Annotated in this window: 14 protein-coding genes and 1 tRNA gene; 3 read left to right on the forward strand and 12 right to left on the reverse strand. The window is 32.7% G+C overall.

Features of this window, described 5'->3' with window-relative positions:
* The first annotated feature begins 93 nt into the window (after positions 1 to 93).
* A complete protein-coding gene (locus tag JOP69_RS09370; protein ID WP_215602574.1) occupies positions 94 to 10,242 on the forward strand; it encodes a T9SS type A sorting domain-containing protein in 10,149 nt (3,382 codons plus the stop codon).
* A 275-nt stretch (positions 10,243 to 10,517) separates the two neighbouring features.
* Here the strand turns inward: JOP69_RS09370 and JOP69_RS09375 are convergent.
* The 10 genes from JOP69_RS09375 to JOP69_RS09420 all read right to left on the reverse strand — a co-directional run bounded on the left by JOP69_RS09375 (position 10,518) and on the right by JOP69_RS09420 (position 18,613).
* Positions 10,518 to 10,591 (reverse strand) — tRNA-Arg (locus JOP69_RS09375).
* Between the two features lie 36 nt (positions 10,592 to 10,627).
* On the reverse strand, positions 10,628 to 11,077 hold the full coding sequence (locus JOP69_RS09380; protein ID WP_203394851.1) for a GatB/YqeY domain-containing protein: 450 nt from the start codon (positions 11,075 to 11,077) through the stop codon (positions 10,628 to 10,630).
* Positions 11,078 to 11,097: 20 nt separating this feature from the next.
* Positions 11,098 to 11,547, reverse strand: a complete 450-nt coding sequence (locus JOP69_RS09385) for a retropepsin-like aspartic protease (RefSeq protein WP_203394852.1) — start codon at positions 11,545 to 11,547, stop codon at positions 11,098 to 11,100.
* Positions 11,548 to 11,598: 51 nt separating this feature from the next.
* A complete protein-coding gene (locus JOP69_RS09390) occupies positions 11,599 to 12,387 on the reverse strand; it encodes an alpha/beta hydrolase (protein ID WP_203394853.1) in 789 nt (262 codons plus the stop codon).
* Between the two features lie 132 nt (positions 12,388 to 12,519).
* The gene (gene nqrF / locus JOP69_RS09395) at positions 12,520 to 13,830 is read right to left on the reverse strand and encodes an NADH:ubiquinone reductase (Na(+)-transporting) subunit F (RefSeq protein WP_203394854.1); all 1,311 of its coding nucleotides are present in this window, start codon (positions 13,828 to 13,830) and stop codon (positions 12,520 to 12,522) included.
* A 4-nt stretch (positions 13,831 to 13,834) separates the two neighbouring features.
* Positions 13,835 to 14,581 carry an NADH:ubiquinone reductase (Na(+)-transporting) subunit E gene (gene nqrE, locus JOP69_RS09400; RefSeq protein WP_203394855.1) on the reverse strand — a complete coding sequence of 249 codons (747 nt, stop codon included), beginning with the start codon at positions 14,579 to 14,581 and terminating at the stop codon, positions 13,835 to 13,837.
* 78 nt (positions 14,582 to 14,659) lie between these two features.
* Entirely contained in the window at positions 14,660 to 15,307 is a 648-nt protein-coding gene (locus tag JOP69_RS09405; protein ID WP_203394856.1) for an NADH:ubiquinone reductase (Na(+)-transporting) subunit D, read from the reverse strand.
* 3 nt (positions 15,308 to 15,310) lie between these two features.
* Positions 15,311 to 16,057 (reverse strand): Na(+)-translocating NADH-quinone reductase subunit C, encoded by a 747-nt coding sequence (locus JOP69_RS09410; protein ID WP_203394857.1) that lies wholly within the window; start codon positions 16,055 to 16,057, stop codon positions 15,311 to 15,313.
* 2 nt (positions 16,058 to 16,059) lie between these two features.
* On the reverse strand, positions 16,060 to 17,259 hold the full coding sequence (locus tag JOP69_RS09415) for an NADH:ubiquinone reductase (Na(+)-transporting) subunit B (protein ID WP_203394858.1): 1,200 nt from the start codon (positions 17,257 to 17,259) through the stop codon (positions 16,060 to 16,062).
* Between the two features lie 4 nt (positions 17,260 to 17,263).
* Complete coding sequence (locus JOP69_RS09420; RefSeq protein WP_203394859.1) at positions 17,264 to 18,613, reverse strand: Na(+)-translocating NADH-quinone reductase subunit A; 1,350 nt, start codon at positions 18,611 to 18,613, stop codon at positions 17,264 to 17,266.
* 204 nt (positions 18,614 to 18,817) lie between these two features.
* Here JOP69_RS09420 and JOP69_RS09425 point away from each other — a divergent pair, with 204 nt between their 5' ends.
* Positions 18,818 to 20,035 (forward strand): DUF5103 domain-containing protein, encoded by a 1,218-nt coding sequence (locus JOP69_RS09425; protein ID WP_203394860.1) that lies wholly within the window; start codon positions 18,818 to 18,820, stop codon positions 20,033 to 20,035.
* Positions 20,036 to 20,131: 96 nt separating this feature from the next.
* Entirely contained in the window at positions 20,132 to 22,561 is a 2,430-nt protein-coding gene (locus tag JOP69_RS09430; RefSeq protein ID WP_203394861.1) for an ATP-binding protein, read from the forward strand.
* Here the strand turns inward: JOP69_RS09430 and JOP69_RS09435 are convergent.
* Together JOP69_RS09435 and JOP69_RS09440 are read right to left on the reverse strand one after the other, a co-directional pair.
* Positions 22,554 to 23,903 carry a sigma-54 dependent transcriptional regulator gene (locus JOP69_RS09435; protein ID WP_203394862.1) on the reverse strand — a complete coding sequence of 450 codons (1,350 nt, stop codon included), beginning with the start codon at positions 23,901 to 23,903 and terminating at the stop codon, positions 22,554 to 22,556. The genes JOP69_RS09430 and JOP69_RS09435 overlap by 8 nt on opposite strands.
* 129 nt (positions 23,904 to 24,032) lie before the next feature.
* Complete coding sequence (locus JOP69_RS09440) at positions 24,033 to 24,389, reverse strand: hypothetical protein (protein WP_203394863.1); 357 nt, start codon at positions 24,387 to 24,389, stop codon at positions 24,033 to 24,035.
* Positions 24,390 to 24,423: the final 34 nt, after the last annotated feature.

A 24,423-nucleotide genomic window follows, 5' to 3' on the forward strand; every position in this document is an offset into this window, starting at 1 on the left:
TAAAACTTTCTTAAATGATTAAATAAAGCAGTCTGCAATAAAATGCACTGTACATTAAAAACGTAAAAAAAATATTTATCAAAGTAAAAAAACATGAGAAATAAATACTTATTTATAAAAGGATTAATTACCTGTAGTTTCCTTTTATTTTTTATTACAAATACTCAAGCACAGACAAATGCAACGAGTATTAAAACAGGTGCAAGTTTTAAATGGACAGTTGATCAACCTACAAGAAAACATCCCGCTATTATAGAAAGTATTATTATAAATGGTGAAGAATACGATTTATTCGTAGCTCCTTCTGGTTATCAATTAACGGAATTAGGTCCAGATGGTCATAGTAAAAATGCCATTAATCTAAATGGTGCCAAACAAATAAAGAATAGTGGTCCTACTCCTGCCTCTACAGTAAATGGTTACGGAAGTGCTGCTTGGAATACAGCAGCCTTAGCCGCTTTTCAAGATAAAAACTTAAACCATTATTTTACGGCCAAACCAAACGGAGCAGATATTTGTGATAATTTTACTCTGGAAGAAGATATAAATACAAAAACGCAAAGACAATCATTATTATACAGTCCGGCAATTCCTTCTAACCAAGGAGCAATTGTAGCAATTACAGAACGAAACGCTAACAACTGTTATCATATTGAAGTTTTTGGTACAACTAACACTAATAACACAGAGCACTCTTTAGGAGAAACTTTTGTAAAACCATATGGTTCTGCTAAATTTGGTCCAGGAGGAACAGGAGTTTCTGGAGCAGTAACAAAACCAAGTGATGGTTCTGACTATTGGTTATCAGACCGTGTTGTAGATACAGGTGGAACTCTAGGTATCGCCTTATTTTATTTAAACGAAATAGCGCCTACGGGTTCTAAAATTACTAGAGTTCAATTAACTGCAGCATCAAGCGATCATGGTGATGGAAAGTTTTTTATTGTTCAATCTTACGCAACAAACTCACAGACAAAAATTATCTGGAACCAACCTTTTATAAATGGTAATGTTACAGATAATAATCAGGTACCAGTAGGTTCTACTTACAGCAATGTTGGTTCTGGCCCTAGTAATGGAGTTTTAGAGTTTAATGCAGACGGTACTTATACATATACACCAAATGATAATTTTACAGGAATTGATACTTTTGAATACCAAGTATGTTTACCTGCGCCAAATACTTCTCTTTGTGATACAGCAACAGTAACAATTATTGTTAAACAAGGTGATTCTGATTATGATGGGGTTACAGATGACATAGATTTAGATGATGATAATGATGGTATTCCAGACATTTTAGAAAGCGGAGGAAACAACCCTGATGGAGATGAAGATGGAGACGGAATTCCTAACTACAAAGACACTACAGACAATGGTAATACCGGAGATAGTAGTGCAACAAATTATACAGATGCTGATGGAAATGGTATTCCGGATGTATACGATACAGACGGAGACGGCATTGCTAATCATTTAGATTTAGACGGAGACAACGATGGTATTGCAGATATTGTAGAAGCAGGTGGTGTAGATACTAATGGAGATGGTGTAATCGATAACCCAACTGATGGAGATCCAACATCAATGGTAGATGCAGATAATGATGGTTTAGCAGATATCTATGATAACAATGTAACAGGTGGAACTAATGGAACACCTATTGCTAATCCAGATTCAGATGGAGATGGTATTTCAGATGCACAAGACTTAGACTCAGACAACGATGGTATTCCAGATGTTGTAGAAGCTGGTGGTATAGATGCAAATGGAGATGGTAGAATAGATGGTAGAATAGATGATACAACAGACAATGATAACGACGGATTTGCAGATTCTGTAGATGGAGATGTAAATGGAACTACAGACGATACAAAAGCACTAATTATTACAGGTGAAGATGGTAATAATGATGGTGTTCCAGACAGTTATCCGAATGGAGATACAGACGGAGACGGCTTATTAGACAGTAAAGACTTAGATGCAGACAACGATGGTATTCCAGATTTAATAGAAGCTGGCGGAGTAGATACTAATGGAGACGGACGTGTAGATGAAGATACAGATACAGACAACGATGGTTTGGCAGACATTTATGATACAAATGCTTCAGACGGTCCAGGAACTAATGGTACAAACGGTAATGCACTTGTAAAAACAGATGCGACTGGTACTATGGTAGGTGGCAATAATAATACTATTGACACCGATGGTGATGGTATTCCGAATCATTTAGACTTAGACTCAGACAACGATGGTATTGTAGATATTATTGAAGCCGGAGGAACCGATGCTAATAGAGACGGAAAAGTAGATAATATTGATGCTACAGGTAAATTAACAACAGACACAGATAATGATGGTTTTGATGATGTTGTAGATGGTAATGTAAACGGAACAGACAACTCAAGTAATGCTTTAATTACAACAGGTACAGATACGAATACTGATGGAATAGCAGACACTTACACAAAAGGTAATGCTGATACAGACAATCTACCTAACTTTTTAGACATCGATGCAGATAATGATGGTATTCCAGACAATATAGAAGCACAAACTACAGCAGATTATATTGCTCCAAGTGGTGTTGGTACAGCTATGGCTGACGCAAATAATAATGGTATCGACGATAAATATGAAGTAGGTACCGTAGGTATTACTCCAACAAATACAGACAATACAGATAGCCCAGATTATTTAGACTCAGATTCAGACAATGATGGTATTGCAGATATTGCCGAAAATGGAAATGAGAGTAACAGTTTGTCTGGTATAGATACCGATGGAGATGGTTTAGATGATAATTTTGAAGGTTCAAATAAGAATGATCCTTATGACGTAAATGATGAAATAGATACACCAAATGCAAGTAATTTAGGAGATGAAGATTCAGATTTAGATTCAGGTGGAGATGTAGATTATAGAGATTTTAAAGATAATGATGGTGATGGAGTATCAGACTTCTTTGATTTAGATGATGATAATGACGGAATTTTAGATACAGATGAAGGCTGTGGTAACTTAATTATAAATGGTGATTTCGAACTTCAAGATTTTTCTAGTACATCTGAATTTCCAAACGGAGGAACAAATAGTTCTGGTACATTTATAGGAAAAACATTAAACACAAACACTTTAACAGGTTGGAATTATACACAGAACCTAGACGGATGGGTTGGAGGACAATCTCCAAGTTGGTCTCCTAATACATATGCAAACGCTTATAATGGAAAGCAATACATAGACGTTCTTGGTAATAACGATAAAAGCGATGGAGGTGTAAGCAATATTCTTTCACAAACTTTTACTACAGTACCAGGAAATACATATACACTTTCTTTTTATTGGGGAGAAGATATTGGTCATGGAACAGGTCAAGATGTTACTTTAAATGTAAAAGTAAAAGATGCAGGTAGTTCTACTATTTATGATCAAACATTAAAAGCAAAAGCAGAAGGTACAATTAACGGAATTGTTGGTCCAAAAAAATGGTATAGCTTTACTACTGTTTTTATAGCTACAACTACAGAAACTTCAATAGAGTTTCAAGCATCTCCTCCTGTACCTGGTTCTATAGGTATTGGTGCTTCACTAGATTTAGTAAGTGTTTTTGCAAATAATTGTGCAGATACAGATGGAGATGGTATTCCTAATTCTTTTGATTTAGATTCAGACAATGATGGTATTCCAGATTTAGTAGAAGCTGGCGGAATTGACACAGACGGAAATGGAGTAATAGATAGTATTAATACAAATGGTACTCTTGTAAACGATAAAGATAAAGACGGTTTAGATGACCTTTACGATACAAATGTAACAGGTGGTACTAATGGAAATGCTATTACAAATCCAGATACAGATGGAGATGGCATACCAGACACATTAGATTTAGATGCAGATAATGATGGTATACCAGATGTTATAGAAGCAGGTGGTACAGATACAAATGGAGATGGTAAAGCAGATGGTTTTGTAGATACTGATAACGATGGTTTTAATGATAAAGTAGATGGTGATGTTGGACAAGACGGAACATCAGAAAATACAGCAAATGCTTTAATATTAACAGGTAGTGATACAGATCCTACAAATACTACACCAGACGGTAAACCAAACTCTTACATAAAAGGAGATTCAGATAAAGATAACATTCCTAATCACCTAGATTTAGATGCAGATAATGATGGCATACCAGATGTTATAGAAGCAGGTGGTACAGATGTTAATGGAGATGGTAAAGCAGATGGTTTTATAGATGTAGATAAAGATGGTTTTAATGATAAAGTAGACGGAGATCCTACTAATACTTTAGTTTTTAACGACGATACTTTAGTAACAAATGCAAATCCTTTAATTATAACTGGGGCTGATAATGATAATGACGGAAAACCAAATAGTTATCCTAATGGAGATTCAGATGGAGACCAAATATTAGATTTACTAGATTTAGATGCAGATAATGATGGTATACCAGATGTTATAGAAGCAGGTGGTACAGATTCTAATGGAGATGGTAGAGCAGATAACTTTAAAGATACAGATAAAGACGGTTTTAACGATGTTATAGATGGAGACCCTACAAACTCATTAATTAACGGAATAGACACATTAGTTTCTGGTGCAAATCCATTGCTTACTACTGGTGTAGACAGCAACAATGACGGTAAACCAGACACTATAACAACAGGAGATACTGACGGAGATGGAATAAGAGATTATTTAGACTTAGATTCAGACAACGATGGTATCACAGACGTTATAGAAGCAGGTGGTACAGACATCAATAGAGACGGAAAAGCAGATATTGACGCCAATGGCGATAATGTAGCAGATACTTTCTTAGATGTAGATAATGATGGTTTTTTAGATGCAGTAGACGCAGATCCTACAAATGCATTGCCTTTAACAACTAATAAAGATGCTGATGGTACAAATACAGCAAATGCTTTAATAATTACAGGCTTAGATAAAGACCCTACAAACCCAACTAGTCCAGATGGTAGACCAACTTCTTACCTTAGAGGTGATGCAGATAACGATGGTAAACCAACCTTTTTAGACATCGATGCAGATAACGATGGTATTCCAGATAATATAGAAGGACAAAGTACTGCTGGATATACTCCTCCAACAGGAACTACTATTGCAGATACAAACAACAATGGTATAGATGATGTTTACGAAACTATCGGAGGATATGATGGCTTAGGTATCGTTCCAGAAAATACTGATGGTGCAGATACCCCAGATTATTTAGACAACGATTCTGACAATGATGGTGTTTTAGATATTGCAGAAAATGGTAATACAACACACAATGTAATTTCAGGAGCTGATACTGACGGTGATGGATTGTTTGATATTTTTGATGATAATGACGACTCTAGTACAAACGGAGCAACTGTTAACGACGGAGCAAATGGTAATAATACAGTTACTACGCTAACTACTTTAGAAAACTCTTTTAAAGATGAAGATAATGACTTTGACCCAGCAAATCCTGCTACCGGTAATCTTGATTATAGAGATATAAAAGACAACGATAACGATGGTATTGCAGATGCTGTAGATTTAGATGATGATAATGATGGTATTCCAGATTTAGTAGAAAATGGAGGAAACAATCCTGATGGTGATGCCGACGGTGATGGTATTCCTAATTACAAAGACACAGAAAATACCAAAGGTACTACTGGAGACGGAAGCACAACAGATTATACAGATACGGATAATAATGGTATTCCAGATGTATACGATACAGACGGAGATGGTGTTCCAAATCATTTCGATTTAGATGCAGATAACGATGGTATAACAGATATTATTGAAGCTGGTGGTGTAGATACTAATAATGATGGTTTAGTAGATAATATCAATACAGACGGTACACTAATAAACGATGTTGATAAAGATGGTTTAGATGACCTTTATGATGCGGACGTTACAGGTGGAACTAACGGAACTGCTATTACAAACCCAGATACAGATGGTGATGGTATTGCAGATGCATTAGACCTAGACTCAGACAATGACGGTATTTCGGATATTGTAGAAGCTGGTGGAATTGACACAGATGGAAATGGAAAAATAGACGATATTAATGCAGACGGTACACTTGTAAATGATTTAGACAGAGATGGTTTAGACGATTTTTATGATGTAAATAGTGGTACAAATACCAATACAATTACAAACCCAGATACTGACGGTGATGGTATTTCTGATGCAAAAGACTTAGATGCAGACAACGATGGTATTCCAGACGTTATAGAAGCTGGTGGTACAGATGTTAATGGAGATGGTATTGCAGATAATTTTATTGACACAGACAATGACGGTTTTAATGATAATGTAGATGGAGACGTTGGTCAAGATGGTACCTCTGCAAATACAGCAAATGCTTTAGTAGTTACTGCTAATGATGGTAACAATGATGGTAAACCAGACTCATACACTAGTGGAGACACAGATAATGATGGTATTCCAAATCACTTAGATTTAGATGCAGACAATGATGGTATTGCAGATATAGTAGAAGCTGGTGGTGTAGATACAGACGGAAACGGAAAAGTAGACAACATAAACAAAGATGGTACACTTAAAAACGATACCGACAATGATGGTCTAGATGATACTGTAGATGGTGATATTGGAAACAACTTAACAAGTGGTACAGACACTATTGTTGTTAATACAAATCCACTAATAACTACAGGATCAGATAACAATAAAGATGGTAAACCAGACTCGTACCCTAATGGCGATAAAGATGAAGACGGAATATTAGATCTTTTAGATTTAGATGCAGACAACGATGGTATTCCAGATGTTATAGAAGCAGGTGGTACAGATACTAACGGAGATGGTATTGCAGATGGTTTTATAGATACAGACAACGATGGTTTTAACGACAAAGTAGATGGAGATGTTGGTCAAGATGGTGTTTCAGAAAACACAGCAAATGTGCTAATTGTTACTGGTAGTGACACAGATAACAATGGTAAACCAAACTCTTACAAAACTGGTGATACAGACGGAGACGGAATACTTAATCATTTAGACCTAGACTCAGACAACGATGGTATCGTAGATATTATTGAAGCCGGAGGAACCGATGCTAATAGAGACGGAAAAGTAGATAATATTGATGCTACAGGTAAATTAACAACAGACACAGATAATGATGGTTTTGATGATGTTGTAGATGGTTCTTTAAGCTCAAGTACTCCTTTAATTATTACAGGAGGGGATACAGACAACAATGGTAAACCAAATTCATATACTAAAGGAGATACAGACACAGACAATATCCCTAACTTCTTAGATATTGATGCAGACAATGATGGTATTCCAGATAATGTAGAAGGACAAACAACTGCAGGCTATAAAGCACCTACAGGTATTGGTAGCGGAGTTTCTGGTATAACTGACACTAACAAAAATGGTGTAGATGATACCTATGAAACTATAGGAGGACATGATGGTTTTGGTGTTATTCCAGAAAATACAGATGGTACAGATAATCCTGATTATTTAGATGATGATTCTGACAATGATGGTGTTTTAGATATTGTAGAAAACGGAGATACTGATAATGTTGCTTCAGGTAATGACCTAGACAAAGACGGTTTAGACGATGCCTTTGATGATAATGATGATTCGGCTATTGCAGGATCTACAGTAAATGACGGTTTAGGTAATGAGGATAAAGTAACCAATACGGGTACTTTAGACACTTCTTTACAAGATGCCTTTGGAGATGCAGATCTAGACATTAATACGGGAGGAGATTTAGATTATAGAGATAAACCAGACGCAGCAAACGTTATGATTACGCAAGTGTATCAATTTGGTGCAGAAAGATGGATAGAAATAACCAATATTGGTACAACTGATATTCCTGCAAACACTATTAAAATTCAATTGTACAAAGATAAAACTGGTGATCAAACAGGTGTAACTCCAGATGCTTCTTATATTGTTGGTACAGTACTAAAAGCTGGTAAATCTGTATTATTCAAAAAGAGTACAAATAGTATTATTTCTACGAGTGAGATAGCAGCCGATGCAACAGTAATCATTAATAACGATTTAACGAAATTATATGGTGCTAATGATATTATTACACTTTCATCTGCCTCTGGTATTTATTCTTGGGCCAATAGATATGATGTGATTTCCAATATTACTAATAAAACATCAGTGGTAAGAATAGATGAAACACTAACAACTAACACTACATACACACCAAGTGAATGGGTGGTATTTATTGATGATGCAATTACTCCTTATCAACCGGTAGGTACTGAAAAAGAAGACATAACAGCTATTGTAAGACATCCTCAAGATCCTTTAATCTCAGAAATAAAAGAATCTAGTACAGATGCGAATACGTTATTAGGTTTACATAGAATTAAGAAAACCACAACAAAATCTGATGGTACTTGGGACAACGGTTTTCCAGACAGATCTCGTTACGTAGTAGTTGATGAAGATTTTGAACATACAGGAAGTAGATTAAGCGCTAGAAAACTAGAAGTAGCCACAGCTAAAAAACTAGCAGTAACAAATCAGTTATTAGTAGTTACCAATGATATTACTTTAGAAGGAAATATTCGTTTAGTAGGTACTTCTCAACTAGTACAAACGCACACAAAAACAACTCAAATATCTGGTGTTGGAAAACTATTAGTAGAGCAGAACTCAGAGATAGATAGTAAATATCGATATGGTTACATGAGTTCTCCTGTAAACCATACAGGTTTCACTTATACCATAAAAGATGTTTTAAAAGATGGTACTACTCCATTAGATGCCACTTCTCCATTAGGAAAAACAGTAGCTAAAAACATTAAATTTGTTGCTGGGTATGATGGTGCTAAAACAGATCCTATTTCACTTGCAGATTACTGGATATACACCTATTCTCCTGCCTCTGACGGTAGATCTAATTGGACACATAAATATGAAGATAAAGCAATAAATCGTGGAGATGGCTTTATTTTTAAAGGGCCAGGTGCAGTGCAAAATTACACATTTATAGGTACACCTAATGATGGGGAATTTAATACTGTAGCCGAAATTGGTGCTAATGACGATTATTTAATTGGAAACCCTTTCCCTTCTGCTATGAATGCCAGAAAGTTTATGGAAGACAATGTTAGTTCTATTAATCAAACACTATATTTCTGGGAACATCACAAAAGTGCTATCGGTGAAGGAAAAGGAATCGATGGACACATATTTGGTGGATACATTGGTGGATATGCAACACTTAACTTAGCAACAGGAACAGCTGCAGATAGTTCTATCCCTAGTAATAAAGATAACGGAACTTCTGGTTTAGGTACTGCTAAATATAATGAACCTAAACCATATATTGCTATGGCACAAGGTTTCTTTGTAGAAGGAAACGGAACTGGTGGAGTTATAAAATTTGATAATAGTCAAAGAGCTTATGTAACCGAAGAAGGAGGTATAAATGCAGAATCTGTATTCTTTAAAACAAATGCAAAAAGCAGTAAAACTGAAACTAAAAGCAATTTATTACCTATTATCAAATTAGGTTTCGAATATAAAAATGCTGAAGACTTATTCTTACACCATCAAATAGCAATTTCTTTTGATAAAGTAAATTCTTTTGATTTTGATAACGGATATGATTCTAAAGTATATGAAACTGGTAAAACAGACCTTTACTGGAAATTCCCTTCAGATGATAACAATTATGTAATTGCAGGTGTACAAGAAATCTCTAATGAATTAGAAGTGCCTTTAGAACTTACAATGGACTATACAGGTCAAGTAAATCTAATGGTAGATCAAATTCAGAATGTTTCTAGAGACATTTACATTACAGATAAACTTACAGGAACTTCTTATAACGTTAAAGATAAGAAAGCTACTTTAACTTTAGCTAAAGGTGTGTATACAGATCGTTTTGTACTTGCCTTTAAAGAAGCTACAGTACTTGGTTTAAATGAAGATATTTTATCTGCACAAACAAGTATTTATGCAGACAATGATAATAACAATATTATCATCTCTAAAAATCAAGAAGTAAACATTCAAAAAGTAGAGTTATTCGATATCCTTGGTAAAAAAGTAAGTACTTGGAATATTAATGAACAAAAACCTACATACCAATTAGACATTAAAAAACAAATAATAACGGGTGTCTATATTGTAAAAATGAATACCAATAAAGGTACCATAAGTAAAAAAGTTATTATTGAATAGTGCTTTAAAGAAGTACTAAAAATAGCAGAACAATTATTAAATTTAAACCAGCGAATTCATTTTCGCTGGTTTTTTATTATCATAAATTAAAAATAAATTATTGAAAATTGTCATCCTGAACTTGTTTAAAAACCTTAACCTTATGAAGTTAAACCTTCATAAGCATCTAAAATAAATTCGGAAAGACATGAAACTCCTTTATTAGAAAACCACTTTAATTCTATAAATTAAAAAAGGCTAAGAATTACACAATGTAATTCTTAGCCTTTTTTTTGTGACCGCGAAGGGATTCGAACCCCCAACCCTCAGAGCCGAAATCTGATATTCTATCCAGTTGAACTACGCAGCCATTTTGTTTTCTATAAAGGAAAACAAAAAATATTTTTTACATTAAATTCTTTTTCACCAAAGTAGAAATAACTTTACCATCTGCTTGTCCTGCTAATTCTTTAGAAACAACTCCCATAACTTTTCCCATATCTTTCATACCAGCAGCTCCTAATTTTTTAATAGCTGCAACCACCACTTCTTCTACCTTTTCTTCGGATAAAGCTTCTGGTAAAAACTGTTCTAAAACAGCAAGTTCTTCCAATTCAGGATCTGCCAAATCTTGTCTTCCTTGTTCTATAAAAATAGCAGCACTGTCTTTTCTTTGTTTAACTTGCTTCTGAATAATTTTAATTTCTTGCTCTTCTGTAATTTCTGCTTGAACACCTGTTTCTGTTTTCGCTAATAAAAAGGCAGATTTTACTGCTCTTAAAGCCTGTAAAGCAACAGTATCTTTTGCTTTCATTGCTTCTTTCATTTTATCCATTACTTGTTTTTGCAAACTCATTGTATTTTATTTTTAATTAATTATTTTTTCGTTTTTTTTAAGTATAAAACTTTCTGATGATAATCTATAAATGCTTTTCCTTTTTGTAACACATCTGCGCCAATAATACCGTGTACTTCTTTAGCCTTGTGCTGTGTTAAAGCCGTATTTACATGAGATAAATCAAACAATACCAAATGGCATTTCTTAGTTTTCCAATCTCCTATTTTTAGAGAATTGTTATCTGATTGCAAAGTTTCCATATCCGTTGCTCCTGCCCCAGCCGCTTTGGTTTCACTTTCTTCAGCTTCCAAATTAAAATGAGTGATCATGTCTAATCCTACACAAGAGTTAGAAGCGCCTGTATCTAAAATAAAACGTCCTTTTACACCATTAATAATTGCTTTCAACTCTAAATGATTGGTGGCAATTCTCTTTAATTTTATTTTAACGAATTTCTTCTTCTTTAAAATTTTCTCAATACTACTCATTTATTATTCTTTGAAGATATCAAAAATACGATTTATAAATTTTAAGAAGTACTATCGTTCTAAAATTTCTTTCAGATTCTCTTTATATATTGTAAACTCCCTAAGGTTATGATGCGTTCCTCCATCAATTTCAATATATTTATTTTGAGTTGATGCGTTGAGTTCCAATAACCTTCTAGATTGTATATAGGATGTGGTACTGTCTTTATTTCCATGAAAAATGGTAATAGGACAAGTTACTTTAGAAATGTCCTTATCAGACCTAAATTGATACTTTAATAAAAAAGTTGGAGCAAATATAGATTTATATTGAGCCGCCTTTTTAAAATTATAAAATGGAGCTTCTAAAATTAATTCCTTAGGCTTATTTAAAGAAGCTATTTTTGTTGCAAAAGTACCACCTATAGAAAAGCCATAAATTACAATTTCATCCTCTTTAAAGAGCTCTTTTAGGTGCGTGTAAACAGACAAACCATCATTGTACATAGCGGTTTCATTATATCTACCTATACTCTTTCCATAATTCCGATAATCATACACCAAAACTTCATAATTGTAATCTAAAAAGTAAGCAACTCTATCACCCCACTTTGTTAAATTCCCTTTGTTACCATGGCAAAACAAAACAACTCCTTTTGGGTTTGGTAATTGAAAGTGTAGTGCATTAATTTGAGTGTCCTTATCCGTTTTTATAAAGATTTCTTTAAACTTGTTAGTAAATTTAAATGGATAGTTTTGATCTAGTTGATCTCCATTTAAAAAAATAAATTTTTCTTGAAAGCTAAAAATGACAATAGCAACGAATACAAAAAGGCATCCTAAGATTAATAATACATACATTTTGTTTAGAAACTTTACACAAAACTACTTCTTTTAAGGGAATAAAAAAACCGATTCATTTCTGAATCGGTTTTAATAATACTATTTATATTGATGAAAGATACTGAAACAAGTTCAGTATAACATTACTGTCTATCCTCCAAAGTCATCAAAACGAATATTTTCATCAGCAAGACCAAAGTCTTCACCCATTTTTTGAACTGCGTTGTTCATTAAAGGTGGGCCACAGAAATATAATTCTAAATCTTCTGGTGAATCATGGTGATTTAAGTAGTTTTCAATTACACAGTTGTGAATAAAACCTACAAAACCATCTCCAGCTTCATCATTAATGTCTTTTTTCTTTGTCCAATTATCTGCTTCTGTTGGATCAGATAAAGCAATATAAAACTTAAAGTTTGGAAAATCTTTTTCTAAAGCTCTAAAGTGTTCGATATAGAATAATTCTGCTTTAGAACGACCACCATACCAATATGTTACTTTTCTTCCAGTTTTTAAAGTTCTGAATAAGTGATATAAGTGAGAACGCATAGGTGCCATACCTGCTCCACCACCTACATATAACATTTCTGCATCAGATTCATTAATAAAGAATTCTCCATAAGGTCCAGAAATAACACATTTATCTCCTTTTTTAAGGTTAAAAATATATGATGACGCAATACCAGGATTTACATCCATCCATCCACCTTTCACTCTATCAAAAGGAGGTGTTGCAATACGTACATTTAACATAATTTCTCTTCCCTCTGCAGGATAAGAAGCCATAGAATATGCTCTTTCTACAGTTTCAGTATTTTTCATTACCAATGGTCTTAAGTTAAACTTATCCCATTCTGCTTCAAACTTATCTGGTGTATCGTGCTCTTCTGGATGTGCTGTAATATCCATATCAGCATACTTTACTTCACAAGCTGGAATTTCAATTTGAATATACCCACCTGCTTTGTATCCCATATCTTCTGGAATTTCAACTACAAACTCCTTAATAAATGTAGCTACGTTGTAATTTCGAACAACAACGGCATCGAATTTCTTAATTCCAAAGATTTCTTCTGGAATAGAAATATCCATATCTTGTTTTACTTTTACTTGACAAGCTAAACGAATTCCTTCTTTTAATTCTTTACGAGTAAAGTTAGGTATTTCTGTTGGCAAAGCTTCACCTCCACCAGAATTTACGTGACACTCACATTGAATACAAGTTCCACCACCACCACAAGCAGATGGTAAAAATATTTTCTCGTTACCTAATGTTGTTAAAAGTGAATTACCTGAACCAACTTCTATTTTACGTTCACCATTAATAGTAATTGTTACCGGACCAGATGGCGATAATTTTTGCTTTACAAATAATAATAATGCCACTAATAACAGTGTTATTATTAAAAAAGCTGTTACTGTCGCAATAATGGTTCCTGTTGTACCTGCTGCTAATATCATCTTACTACTTATTTATTTTAGTATTTTCTGCTATAATTTCTTTAGCATCTTCTTTCTTTAAAAGGTCTTTTTTATCAGCTTTAGCTTCTACCTTCGGAGCCTCTTCTTTCTTTTCATCACCACCAGTTAACATACCTCCAAAACTCATAAACCCTATTGCCATTAAACCTGTAATGATAAAGGTAATTCCTAAGCCTCTTAATGCCGGTGGAACGCTTGAGTATCTAATTTTTTCACGAATAGCAGCAATTGCCAAAATTGCTAAAAACCATCCTATTCCAGAACCTACACCGTACGTTAAAGCCAAACCTAAAGAAGGAATTTCTCTTGATTGCATAAATAAACTTCCTCCTAAGATGGCACAGTTTACTGCTATCAACGGTAAGAAAATACCTAACGAGTTGTATAACGATGGTGAAAACTTCTCTACAATAATTTCTACCAATTGTACCATGGTTGCAATAGTTGCAATAAACATAATAAATGATAAGAAACTTAAATCTAATGTTTCTGCTCCGTCTACTCCATATTTAGCATCTAACCAAACTAAAGCACCTTCTTTTAAAATATACTGATCTAATAACCAGTTTAAAGGTACAGTTACCGCTAATACAAAAATTACAGCAGCTCCTAATCCTACGGCAGTGGATACTTTTTTAGATACGGCAAGGTAAGAACACATTCCTAAGAAGGTTGCAAATACCATGTTATCTATAAATATCGATTTGAAAAATAATTCTAAATGTTCCATATTTTTTTCAATTATCAGTTATCAGTAATCAGTTTTCAATGTTTTTGTTCATTGATAAGTGAACACTGATAATTGTGTTTAGTTCTCTTCTATTAATGATGTATTTCTACTACGTTGAATCCAGATAATGATACCTAAAACAATTAATGCCATTGGCGATAATAACATAAATCCGTTATTTTCATATCCTATTGCATACAATCCTGTTTTTTCTATTGGATCTCCTAAAACTTTAAATCCTAATAAAGTACCAGAACCTAAAAGCTCTCTAAAGAAACCTACAATAACTAAGATTAAACCATAACCTGCTGCATTACCTAGTCCGTCTAAGAAAGATTTCCAAGGTCCGTTTGCTAAAGCAAAAGCTTCAAAACGTCCCATAATAATACAGTTTGTAATAATTAAACCTACAAAAACCGATAATGTTTTACTTAGTTCATAAGCAAATGCCTTTAACACTAAATCTACAATAATTACTAAAGCAGCAACAACAACCAGTTGTACAATAATTCTAATTTTAGAAGGAATGATGTTACGCATTAAAGAAATAACAACGTTACCAATAGCTAAAACTGCCATTACTGATAATGCCATTACAATAGAAGCTTTTAACTCTGCTGTAATTGCCAGTGCAGAACAAATACCTAATACTTGAATAGTAATTGGGTTATTATCCAATAATGGATCTGTGATTAATGCTGCGTCTTTTTTTGATAAAAGTCCCATAAATTATTTTTTTAAAGTTTTAAAATAAGGTACATAAAGATTTAAATCAGTTTTAATCATTGCAGATACTCCATTACCTGTAATGGTTGCTCCTGCAATTGCATCTACCTCATTATCTGTCTTATCTTCGTTCTTTGGATCGTTATTTCCTTTGGCTACAGTAATTCCTGCAAAGCTTCCATCATCTTTTAATAAATGCTCTCCAATAAAATCGTCCATAAAAAAACGTTGTTTAATGTTTGCTCCTAAACCTGGTGTTTCTCCTTTATGATCAAAATAGGCACCTTGTACTACCATATTTTTATCCATAGAAACATACCCCCAAATGGCATCCCATAAACCTTTACCTCTAATTGGGGCAACGTAAAATGTTTTTCCATCTTTCTCTCCAATAAAAAGTGGCAAACGTCTAGTTTTCCCTTCTTTTGCTTTAGATTGTTCTTTTTTAACATCAATTAAATACGCTTTGTCATTTTCGGTAATTTTATCACCTTCTATAACAAGTTGTTTTTTGATGTATTTAGAAAATTCTGTTTGAGCAACTTTAGTTGAAACAAAGTTTGCATTTGTTTCATCATTATCATTAACACCCATTGCATAAAGGATGTTTTGTTGCTTCTCTATCTTTTGGTTGGTTGTAATTGTTGGCTTGGTTAGTGAAAAAACCGTAGCTAACAATGACCCCACAATTACTACCATTACAACAGCAAAAACTATTGTATATACATTACTATCTGTTCTCTTACTCATAATTAGGCAGTTTTAACTTTAGTACGTTTTAATCTTTTCTTTATGTTTCCTTGAACTACGTAGTGATCTATGGTTGGTGCAAAAACATTCATCAATAAGATGGCCAACATTACCCCTTCTGGATATGCCGGATTAAATACACGAATCATAATAGCCATAAAACCGGCTAAGAAACCGTAAATCCATTTTCCTTTGGTTGTTTGTGCTGCCGTAACAGGATCTGTAGCCATAAACACAGCTCCAAATGCCAAACCTCCTATTAGTAATTGCTCATACCAAACAGTATTCATTAAACCGTAAAACTTACTAGAATCTGTAATAATCCCTGCTGCAACAATTTGATTAAAAATGAACCCCATTACCGCGGCTCCTAAAAATGTTGATACAATTATTCTCCAACTTCCAATTTTTGTAAAAATCAGAAAGGCTGCTCCTAAAAGAATTAAAAACGTTGATGTTTCTCCAATAGAACCGGGTATAAATCCGAAGAATTTATCCCAAATAGTATAGACTACTTCATGATTTTGAGCATACGCTCCTAAAATAGTTTCTCCAGATATTGCATCTGCAGTTCCTGCTTTATTAACAGCGTCATATACCCAAACTTTATCTCCAGACATCCATGTAGGATATGCAAAGAATAAGAATGCTCTAATAGTTAATGCAGGGTTTAAGATATTCATCCCAGTTCCTCCAAAAACTTCTTTACCAATTATAACTCCAAAAATTACAGCAATAGATAACATCCATAACGGAGTATCAATTGGCACAATTAAAGGAACTAACATTCCTGTTACTAAGTATCCTTCTTCTACTTCATGACCTTTAATAATAGCAAAAATAAATTCTACTCCTAGACCAATTGCATAAGAAACAATTACTAATGGTAATACTTTTATAATTCCAATCCAAAGATTATCAAACGTAAAAAAGTTAGCTAAGACATCTGTTCTTAAAGAACTATCTATAGCCGCGTAGTGTTGAAAACCTGCATTAAACATTCCAAAAATCAAACAAGGAATTAAAGCCAATATTACCGTGTTCATGGTACGCTTTAAATCGTCTGCTGCTTTTATATGTGTTCCTCCGTGAGTAACATCATTTGGTAAATATAAAAAGGTATGGATTGCATTAAACGCAGGTGCCATTTTAGTTCCTTTATATTTCTCTTTTAAATTATGTAAATTTTGTTTTAAGCCCATAATCTTATCCTAATTCTTCTCTCATTAAATCTAAACCTTCACGTATTATACTTTGGTGAGGTTGTTTAGATACACAAATAAATTCTGTTAGTGCAAAATCTTCTGGAGCTATTTCATAACCTCCTAAAGCTTCCATTTCATCTAAATCTTTATACATAAATGCTTTTAACAATTGCATTGGATAAATATCTAAAGGAAAAACCTCTTCGTAAGAACCAGTAACCACAAATGCTCTATGCTCTCCGTTTGTATTGGTATTTAAATCGTATTTTTTCTTTGGAGTTAACCAAGAAAAAGTCAACGCTCTTGAAGTTGAAATTTTATTAAAAACTGGCGCTGTCCATCCTAAAAACTCATAATCGTCTCCTTCTGGAATTGCCGTAATTTGATTGTCATAATACCCTAAGAATTCATCTTCTTTTACTTGCTTTCCAGAAAGTACGTTTCCACTGATGATTCTTGTATTATCGTTTACTAAATTTTTAGCCGTTACATCTGCAATAATTGCTCCTGCAATAGCAGTTACATATTGCGGCTTGCTAAATTTAGAACCTGTTAAAGCTACCGTTCTTGTTGCATTAAACTTACCTGTTAAAAGTAACTCACCAATTATAACTAAATCTTGTGGTGTAATTACCCAAACAACTTCTCCTTTATTAATAGGATCTATGTTTGCAATTTGAGTACTCACATTCCCTGATGGATGTGGGCCAGAAACTTTATGCAACTCTACGCCGCTTACTTTAGCTAAAGGCGAATTAGAATTTGCGCCAACAGAAACATGTACTTTACCTTCGGTAAGTTTAGAAACCGCTGTAATTGCTGCTTGCAATTCGGCTTCTTTACCTGCTAAAGTAAAATCTAGATCTGCTGCTAAAGGTGCACTTGCGTAAGCAGATACAAAAATTGCTTTTGGTGTTTGGTTAGGATTTGCAACCACGTCATACGGACGCTGTTTTACAAATGGCCAACAACCCGAAGCAAATAAATGATTCTTTACCTCTTCTGCAGACATTTTTGCCGCATCTTTAGTGCCAAAATCTTTATATTCTTGTGTTGAATTTGCTGCAATTTTCATTGCTAACACCTTTCTTCTTGCTCCACGAATTATCTCTACAACTTTACCAGAAACCGGACTTGGAAATAAAATACGTTCGTCACTTTTTGAATAAAAAAGTGTATCTCCCGCTTTTACTTCTGCTCCTTCTTTGGCAACAAGTTTAGGTATAATTCCATGAAAATCTTCTGGCTTTATTGCATAAACACTACTAAGAACACTCCTTGTAGTTGTTTTTTCTGCAGCGCCAACAAGCTTAATATCTAAGCCTTTTTTAATACGAATGTCTTTTGACATAGTAAATTGGAATTGTTAGTTATCTTAAAAAATCAAGCAAATTTAGGCTTTTTGCTATGTATCATGGAAATATTTTAACTTTTATCTTAGATAAATATTCTTATTTATAACAACTCTAAATAGTAGAAATAAATGAAAACGTTGTAGTAATAAATTTTGGCTTAAATATTGATAATTAAAATAAATGAACACTATTTTTGTAATATGTATAAAAAGCATCTAATTACTATTTCTATCCTGTTTTGCCTAAACTCTTTTTCGCAAAACTTAAAATCGATACAATTAAGACCTTTGCAAGAAAACAGCTTTTCTTCGATTGTTCCTTTAGGCACTGTTTTAGAGTTATCTTTTGATGATTTAGATGCAGATAGCAAAGATTATCAATATAAAATTGAACACATGACGCATGATTGGCAATCTAGCCGATTATCATCTAGCCAATACATAGATGGTTTTGACCAAAACACTATTATTGAGGTCACCAATTCTTTTAACACATTACAAAGCTATTCTCATTATTCTGTTCAAATACCTAATATAAATACCGTAATTACCAAAAGCGGAAATTACCTTCTAACCGTTTTAAATAGTTATGATGAGCCTATGTTTACAAGGCGTTTTGTTTTGTATGAAAGAGCAACCACCATTGGCGTATCTGTAGAAAGAAGTAGAAATACAAAAACATTAAACACCCAACAAACGGTACAGTTTTCTGTAAATCATCCTAATATTACCATCAATAACCCTGGTCAAGAAATAAATGTGGTTATCTTAAAAAACAATAATTGGAACGAGAAAATAACCAACTTACAACCAACTTTTTTTAAACCAAATCAGTTATTATATACGTATACCAACAAAACCAACTTTTGGGGAGGAAACGAGTATCTATACTTCGATAATAAAATTGTCAGAAATAATAGTTTAAATATTGTAAAAGTGATTAAGGAAGATATCTATCATAATTATTTATACCCTTTTACTTATAAACCCTACAGCGAATACAAATACAGCCCAGACATTAATGGTCAATTTGTTGTAAGAACTCTAGAAGCCAATGATGCTGAAACGGAAGCCGATTACGCCATGATGCATTTTTCTGTTTTAGTTGATGAACCTTTTACAGATAAAGACCTATATGTTTATGGCGCCTTTAATGATTTTGATATTAGCGATGAAAACAAAATGCAGTATAATGCCAAAGAAAAATACTACACCGCAAACATCCTTTTAAAACAAGGTTTTTACAATTATACATTTGCTACTATAGGCACAGAAGGTAAAGTAAATACAAATGATGTATTGGGTACATTTTATGAAACAGAAAATGAATATACAGTTATTGTCTATTACAAACCTTTTGGCAGTTTTTATGAGCGTGTAATTGGTGTTGGATCAGGGTATTTTAATCAGAATAGGTAAACAAACACTTGTTTATTTACTTAAAAATAAGCATCTTATTTATTATTTTCATCAACTTAAACCGCTAGGAAAAAAAATAATTATAGCCTTAATTTTATGCAATCATTAAAAAATAAATTCACTTTTAAAGTTTTAATAGGCTACATAATGCTGGGCCTTTTAGCTACCATTGCTGGTTTTTTAGTGCTATCTGAAGTAAAAACATTTACAGATTCACAAAAACAAGATGTATCAGACAGGAATATAATTGTTAAAACAGGAACTTTAATAGCCAATATTTATAAAAATGAAAGCATGGCTAGAGCTGCGCTACAATTCAATTCGCCTACAAAATTTAAGGAATACCTAGATGAAAATAAAAAACTAATATCAAAAATAGATTCACTTAGTATTATTGTTGCTAAGAATTCTCAAGAATTTATTTTAGATAGTATTAAATTAATTATTGATAAAAAACTAAAAAACATTATCGATTTAAAAGAATTAAATACCAACTATGATTCTAACAAACCCATAAACGAAGCTATTAATAAACTAGGTTCTATAGATTCTCTTCTTTTAAAAATTACAATAAATGATTTTATTAAAAACCCCCTATATTTTGATAATGAATCTAGTTCTAAATTAGAAAATTTCGCATTAGCTCTAAGCCAATATGTACCCAAAGATTCTATTAATAATATTGAGCAAAAACAAATAGACTCGTTAGTCTCTATTTCTAGAAAAATGCTAAAAGAGGCTCAAAACAAAAACAATAGCCAACGTTTTTATCTTAGAAAAAAACAAAACGAACTTATTAAAAATGATTTAACCATTTCTAGAAAATTACAGGAGCTAATAGAAAACCTAGAAAAAGATATTCTCTTTTATACGAGTAATATGGATCAACAAAGAGAGGAAACCTTAAATCATAGTAGAACGATTATTATATTTGCTGCAGGTATTAGTTTTATAATCATTATCATTTTCTCTATCATTATTTTAAGTGATTTCTGGAAAACACAACGCTACCGTATGCAATTAGAAAAAGCGAATAGCACTACAAAGTCGCTTTTAAAAAGTAGAGAACAGCTAATTTCTATGGTAAGTCATGATTTAAGGACACCACTTAGTACTATTTCTGGCTTTAGTGAACTGCTTCAAAAATCTACAGAAAGCACAAAAGACAAAAATTACTTAGACCATATTAGAAGTGCATCCACTTATATGGGGCAATTGGTAGATGATCTTTTAGAGTTCTCTAAACTAGAAAATGGCAGTATAGCCATAGAATCGATTCCTTTTAATTTAGAAAATTATATTCATGAAATTATTCTAAATTCAAAAAATATTATTCAAGATAAACCTGTACGTTTTGTGGTGCAACAAGACGATTCCATTAACAGTCTTATTATTAGTGATCCGTTTAGAATTAAGCAAATTTTATACAATTTAATTGTAAATGCATGTAAATTTACAAACGAAGGCACTATTACCATTAAAAGTTCTATAAAGCAACAAGACCACAAAAGCACCTTAGAAATTTTAATAACTGATACTGGAATCGGGATTAGTAAAGACCAAAAAGCCACTATTTTTAAAGCTTTTAATCAGGCAGAAAATGCAAGCGACAACAATTTAAAGGGTTTTGGCTTGGGTTTAACCATCTCTAAAAAACTAGCAGAACTTTTAGGAGGAAAACTAACTTTAGAGAGTAAACTAAACATAGGCAGTACTTTTACCTTAAAAATACCGGTAAAATTATCTGACAAACCAATTATAAAAATTGAAGAAATTAAAAACACCTCTACCGATTTTAACTTAACGGCTGTGGTTGTAGAAGACGACGCATCTGTCCGCTTACTTTTAAATGATTTTTTAAAACAATTTAATATTAAAGTATTCACCTTTGAGAATGCACAAAATGCCATTAAAGCTATTGATAAAATTTCATATAATTTTGTGATAACAGACATTCAACTTCCAAAGATGAATGGTATCCATTTTATGGAAATCCTTAAAAACCATAAGCTTTACAAAAACCAACCGATTATTGCTATGACCGGGCGTGCAAATATTTCTAGAGAAGAGTATTTAAAAATTGGCTTTGCAGAAATATTGATAAAACCATTCAACTCCAACCAACTGCAAGATATTTTACAGCTATTTTTTAAGTCGAATAGCATACCTCTTAAATCTAAAAAAGCAAACAGTCCAGAAAAAGTAACTACAGGTTTTAGTATCAAATCTTTACAATCTTTTTTAGGTAATGATATTGCTGCTATAGAAAACACCTTACATATTTTTTTAGAAGACACTAAAAAGAATCACTTAACATTAAAAAAGGCCAAAGAGGACACTGATGTTAAGACCCTAAATAAGATAAGTCATAAAATGCTTAGCATGTTTAAGCAGCTAGAAGTAAAAGCCGTTATCCCTTATTTAGAGGTATTTGAAACCACTAAATCTATTGATAATACAGATTTTATTAATTTTGAGAAACAGTTAAATATTTTTATAACAACTTTAAAAGAGTACCTTAATTAAGGTCATACTCTTTCATCTTGTTATAAAGCGTTTTTCTAGTAATATTTAATAATTTTGCCGCTTGCGTTTTATTATTTCCTGCTTCTTCTAGCGCACTTATAATAAGTACTTTTTCGTTTTCTTTGGTAGAAAATTTATTTAATGAAATAGTATTTTCTTTTACTTTCATTAATTCGCTAGGTAACACATCTACATCAATAACTTCTGATTTTGTTAATAAACAAGCCCTTTTTATAACATTAGACAGCTCTCTTAAATTACCTGGCCACTGATAATTTTGAAAAATAGTTAATACTTTTTTGGAAAAACCAATTACAGATTTATTCAACTGTTGGTTTGCCTTGTTTAAAAAGAAATCGGCATATAAGATTAAATCGTCTTTTCTATCTTTTAGATTAGGCACTTTAATAGAAAACTCATTTAAACGATGATACAAATCTTCTCTAAAATCACCTTTTTCTACAGCCAAAAGTAAATCTTCATTGGTTGCTGTAATTAAACGAATATCAACCTTAATTTCTTTGCTACTTCCAATAGGTTTAATTTTTCTTTCTTGTAAAGCTCGTAATAGTTGAATTTGGTTTTCATACGTTAAGTTACCAACTTCATCTAAAAAAAGTGTCCCTCCATTTGCAGCTTCAAAATGCCCTATTTTATCTTCATTAGCACCTGTAAAAGAACCTTTTTTATGACCAAAAAACTCACTCGAAGCAATTTCTCTAGGTATTGCACCGCAATCTACAGCAATAAATGGTTTATTGTGCCTAGGGCTTTGTAAGTGAATTGTTTTAGCTACTACTTCTTTTCCTGTACCACTTTCTCCAGTAATAAGTACAGACATATTTATGGGAGCCACTAAACAAATATATTCATCTAAAGTTTTTGAAGAATTACTTATTCCTTTTACAAAATCTGTTGTAGTGGTGCTACTTTCTTGTGTTCCTTTTTTTTGTTTTTCTTGATGAACAATAATATCATCTTTTTTTTCTTCTAAAGCATTGCTAATAACTTCTAAAACTTCACTTGGGTTAAAAGGTTTCGAAATATAATCAAAAGCACCTTGTTTCATGGCCTGTACAGCCGTAGAAACCTCTGCGTAACTAGTCATTAAAACCACAGGAACAACTTGTTTACTCAGTTTTATTTTTTTTAGCAAGGCAATGCCATCTCCATCCGGAAGACGTAAGTCTGTAAAAACTAAATCATAGTTTTTCTTTTCTATTTGCTGCAAAGCATTTTTTAAATTATAACTTACCTCAACAACATAGTGATGTCGTTTAAGAAATTGCTTCAACATTTCTGAGAAAGCCACATCGTCTTCAACTAATAAAATCTCCTTCATAAAGCTTACACATTTCTTACAAAAATATTAAGATAAATTGATTGTTATAAAAAAAAAGACATTTTAATTAAAAAATGTCTTCCTATTGAAAAATTAGGGGATTAAAAATCTTTACATATTAGAACGAATCTACTCCTCTTCACTAACGTTTTCTCCTTCTTTTACTGTAATAACAGCTGTTTCTTTTAACCAATTACCCTCTTTATCCGCATAAACTACATTTTCAGTGCCATTTGCAGTAAGTATAATTTTATACTGCTCACTTGTATTTACATATACTTTAGTAATTGTAGCTTCTGTGTAATCTTTTACAATTGCGTTAGAAACTGCTTCTGGTAATTCCTTTGCTGTAATTTCTTTAAAATCATCATTATTTACTACCACAACAATTTCATCTGCATTGTTAGTATTGATATTGTTTGCTGCAAATACGGATACTCCACTTGTTAAAAGCGCTACGGTTACTGTTAAAATTAATTTCTTCATGATTATATGTTTTAATATTATTATTGTTTGGGGA

This window comes from Polaribacter sp. Q13, from assembly GCF_016858305.2.
Classification (GTDB): domain Bacteria; phylum Bacteroidota; class Bacteroidia; order Flavobacteriales; family Flavobacteriaceae; genus Polaribacter.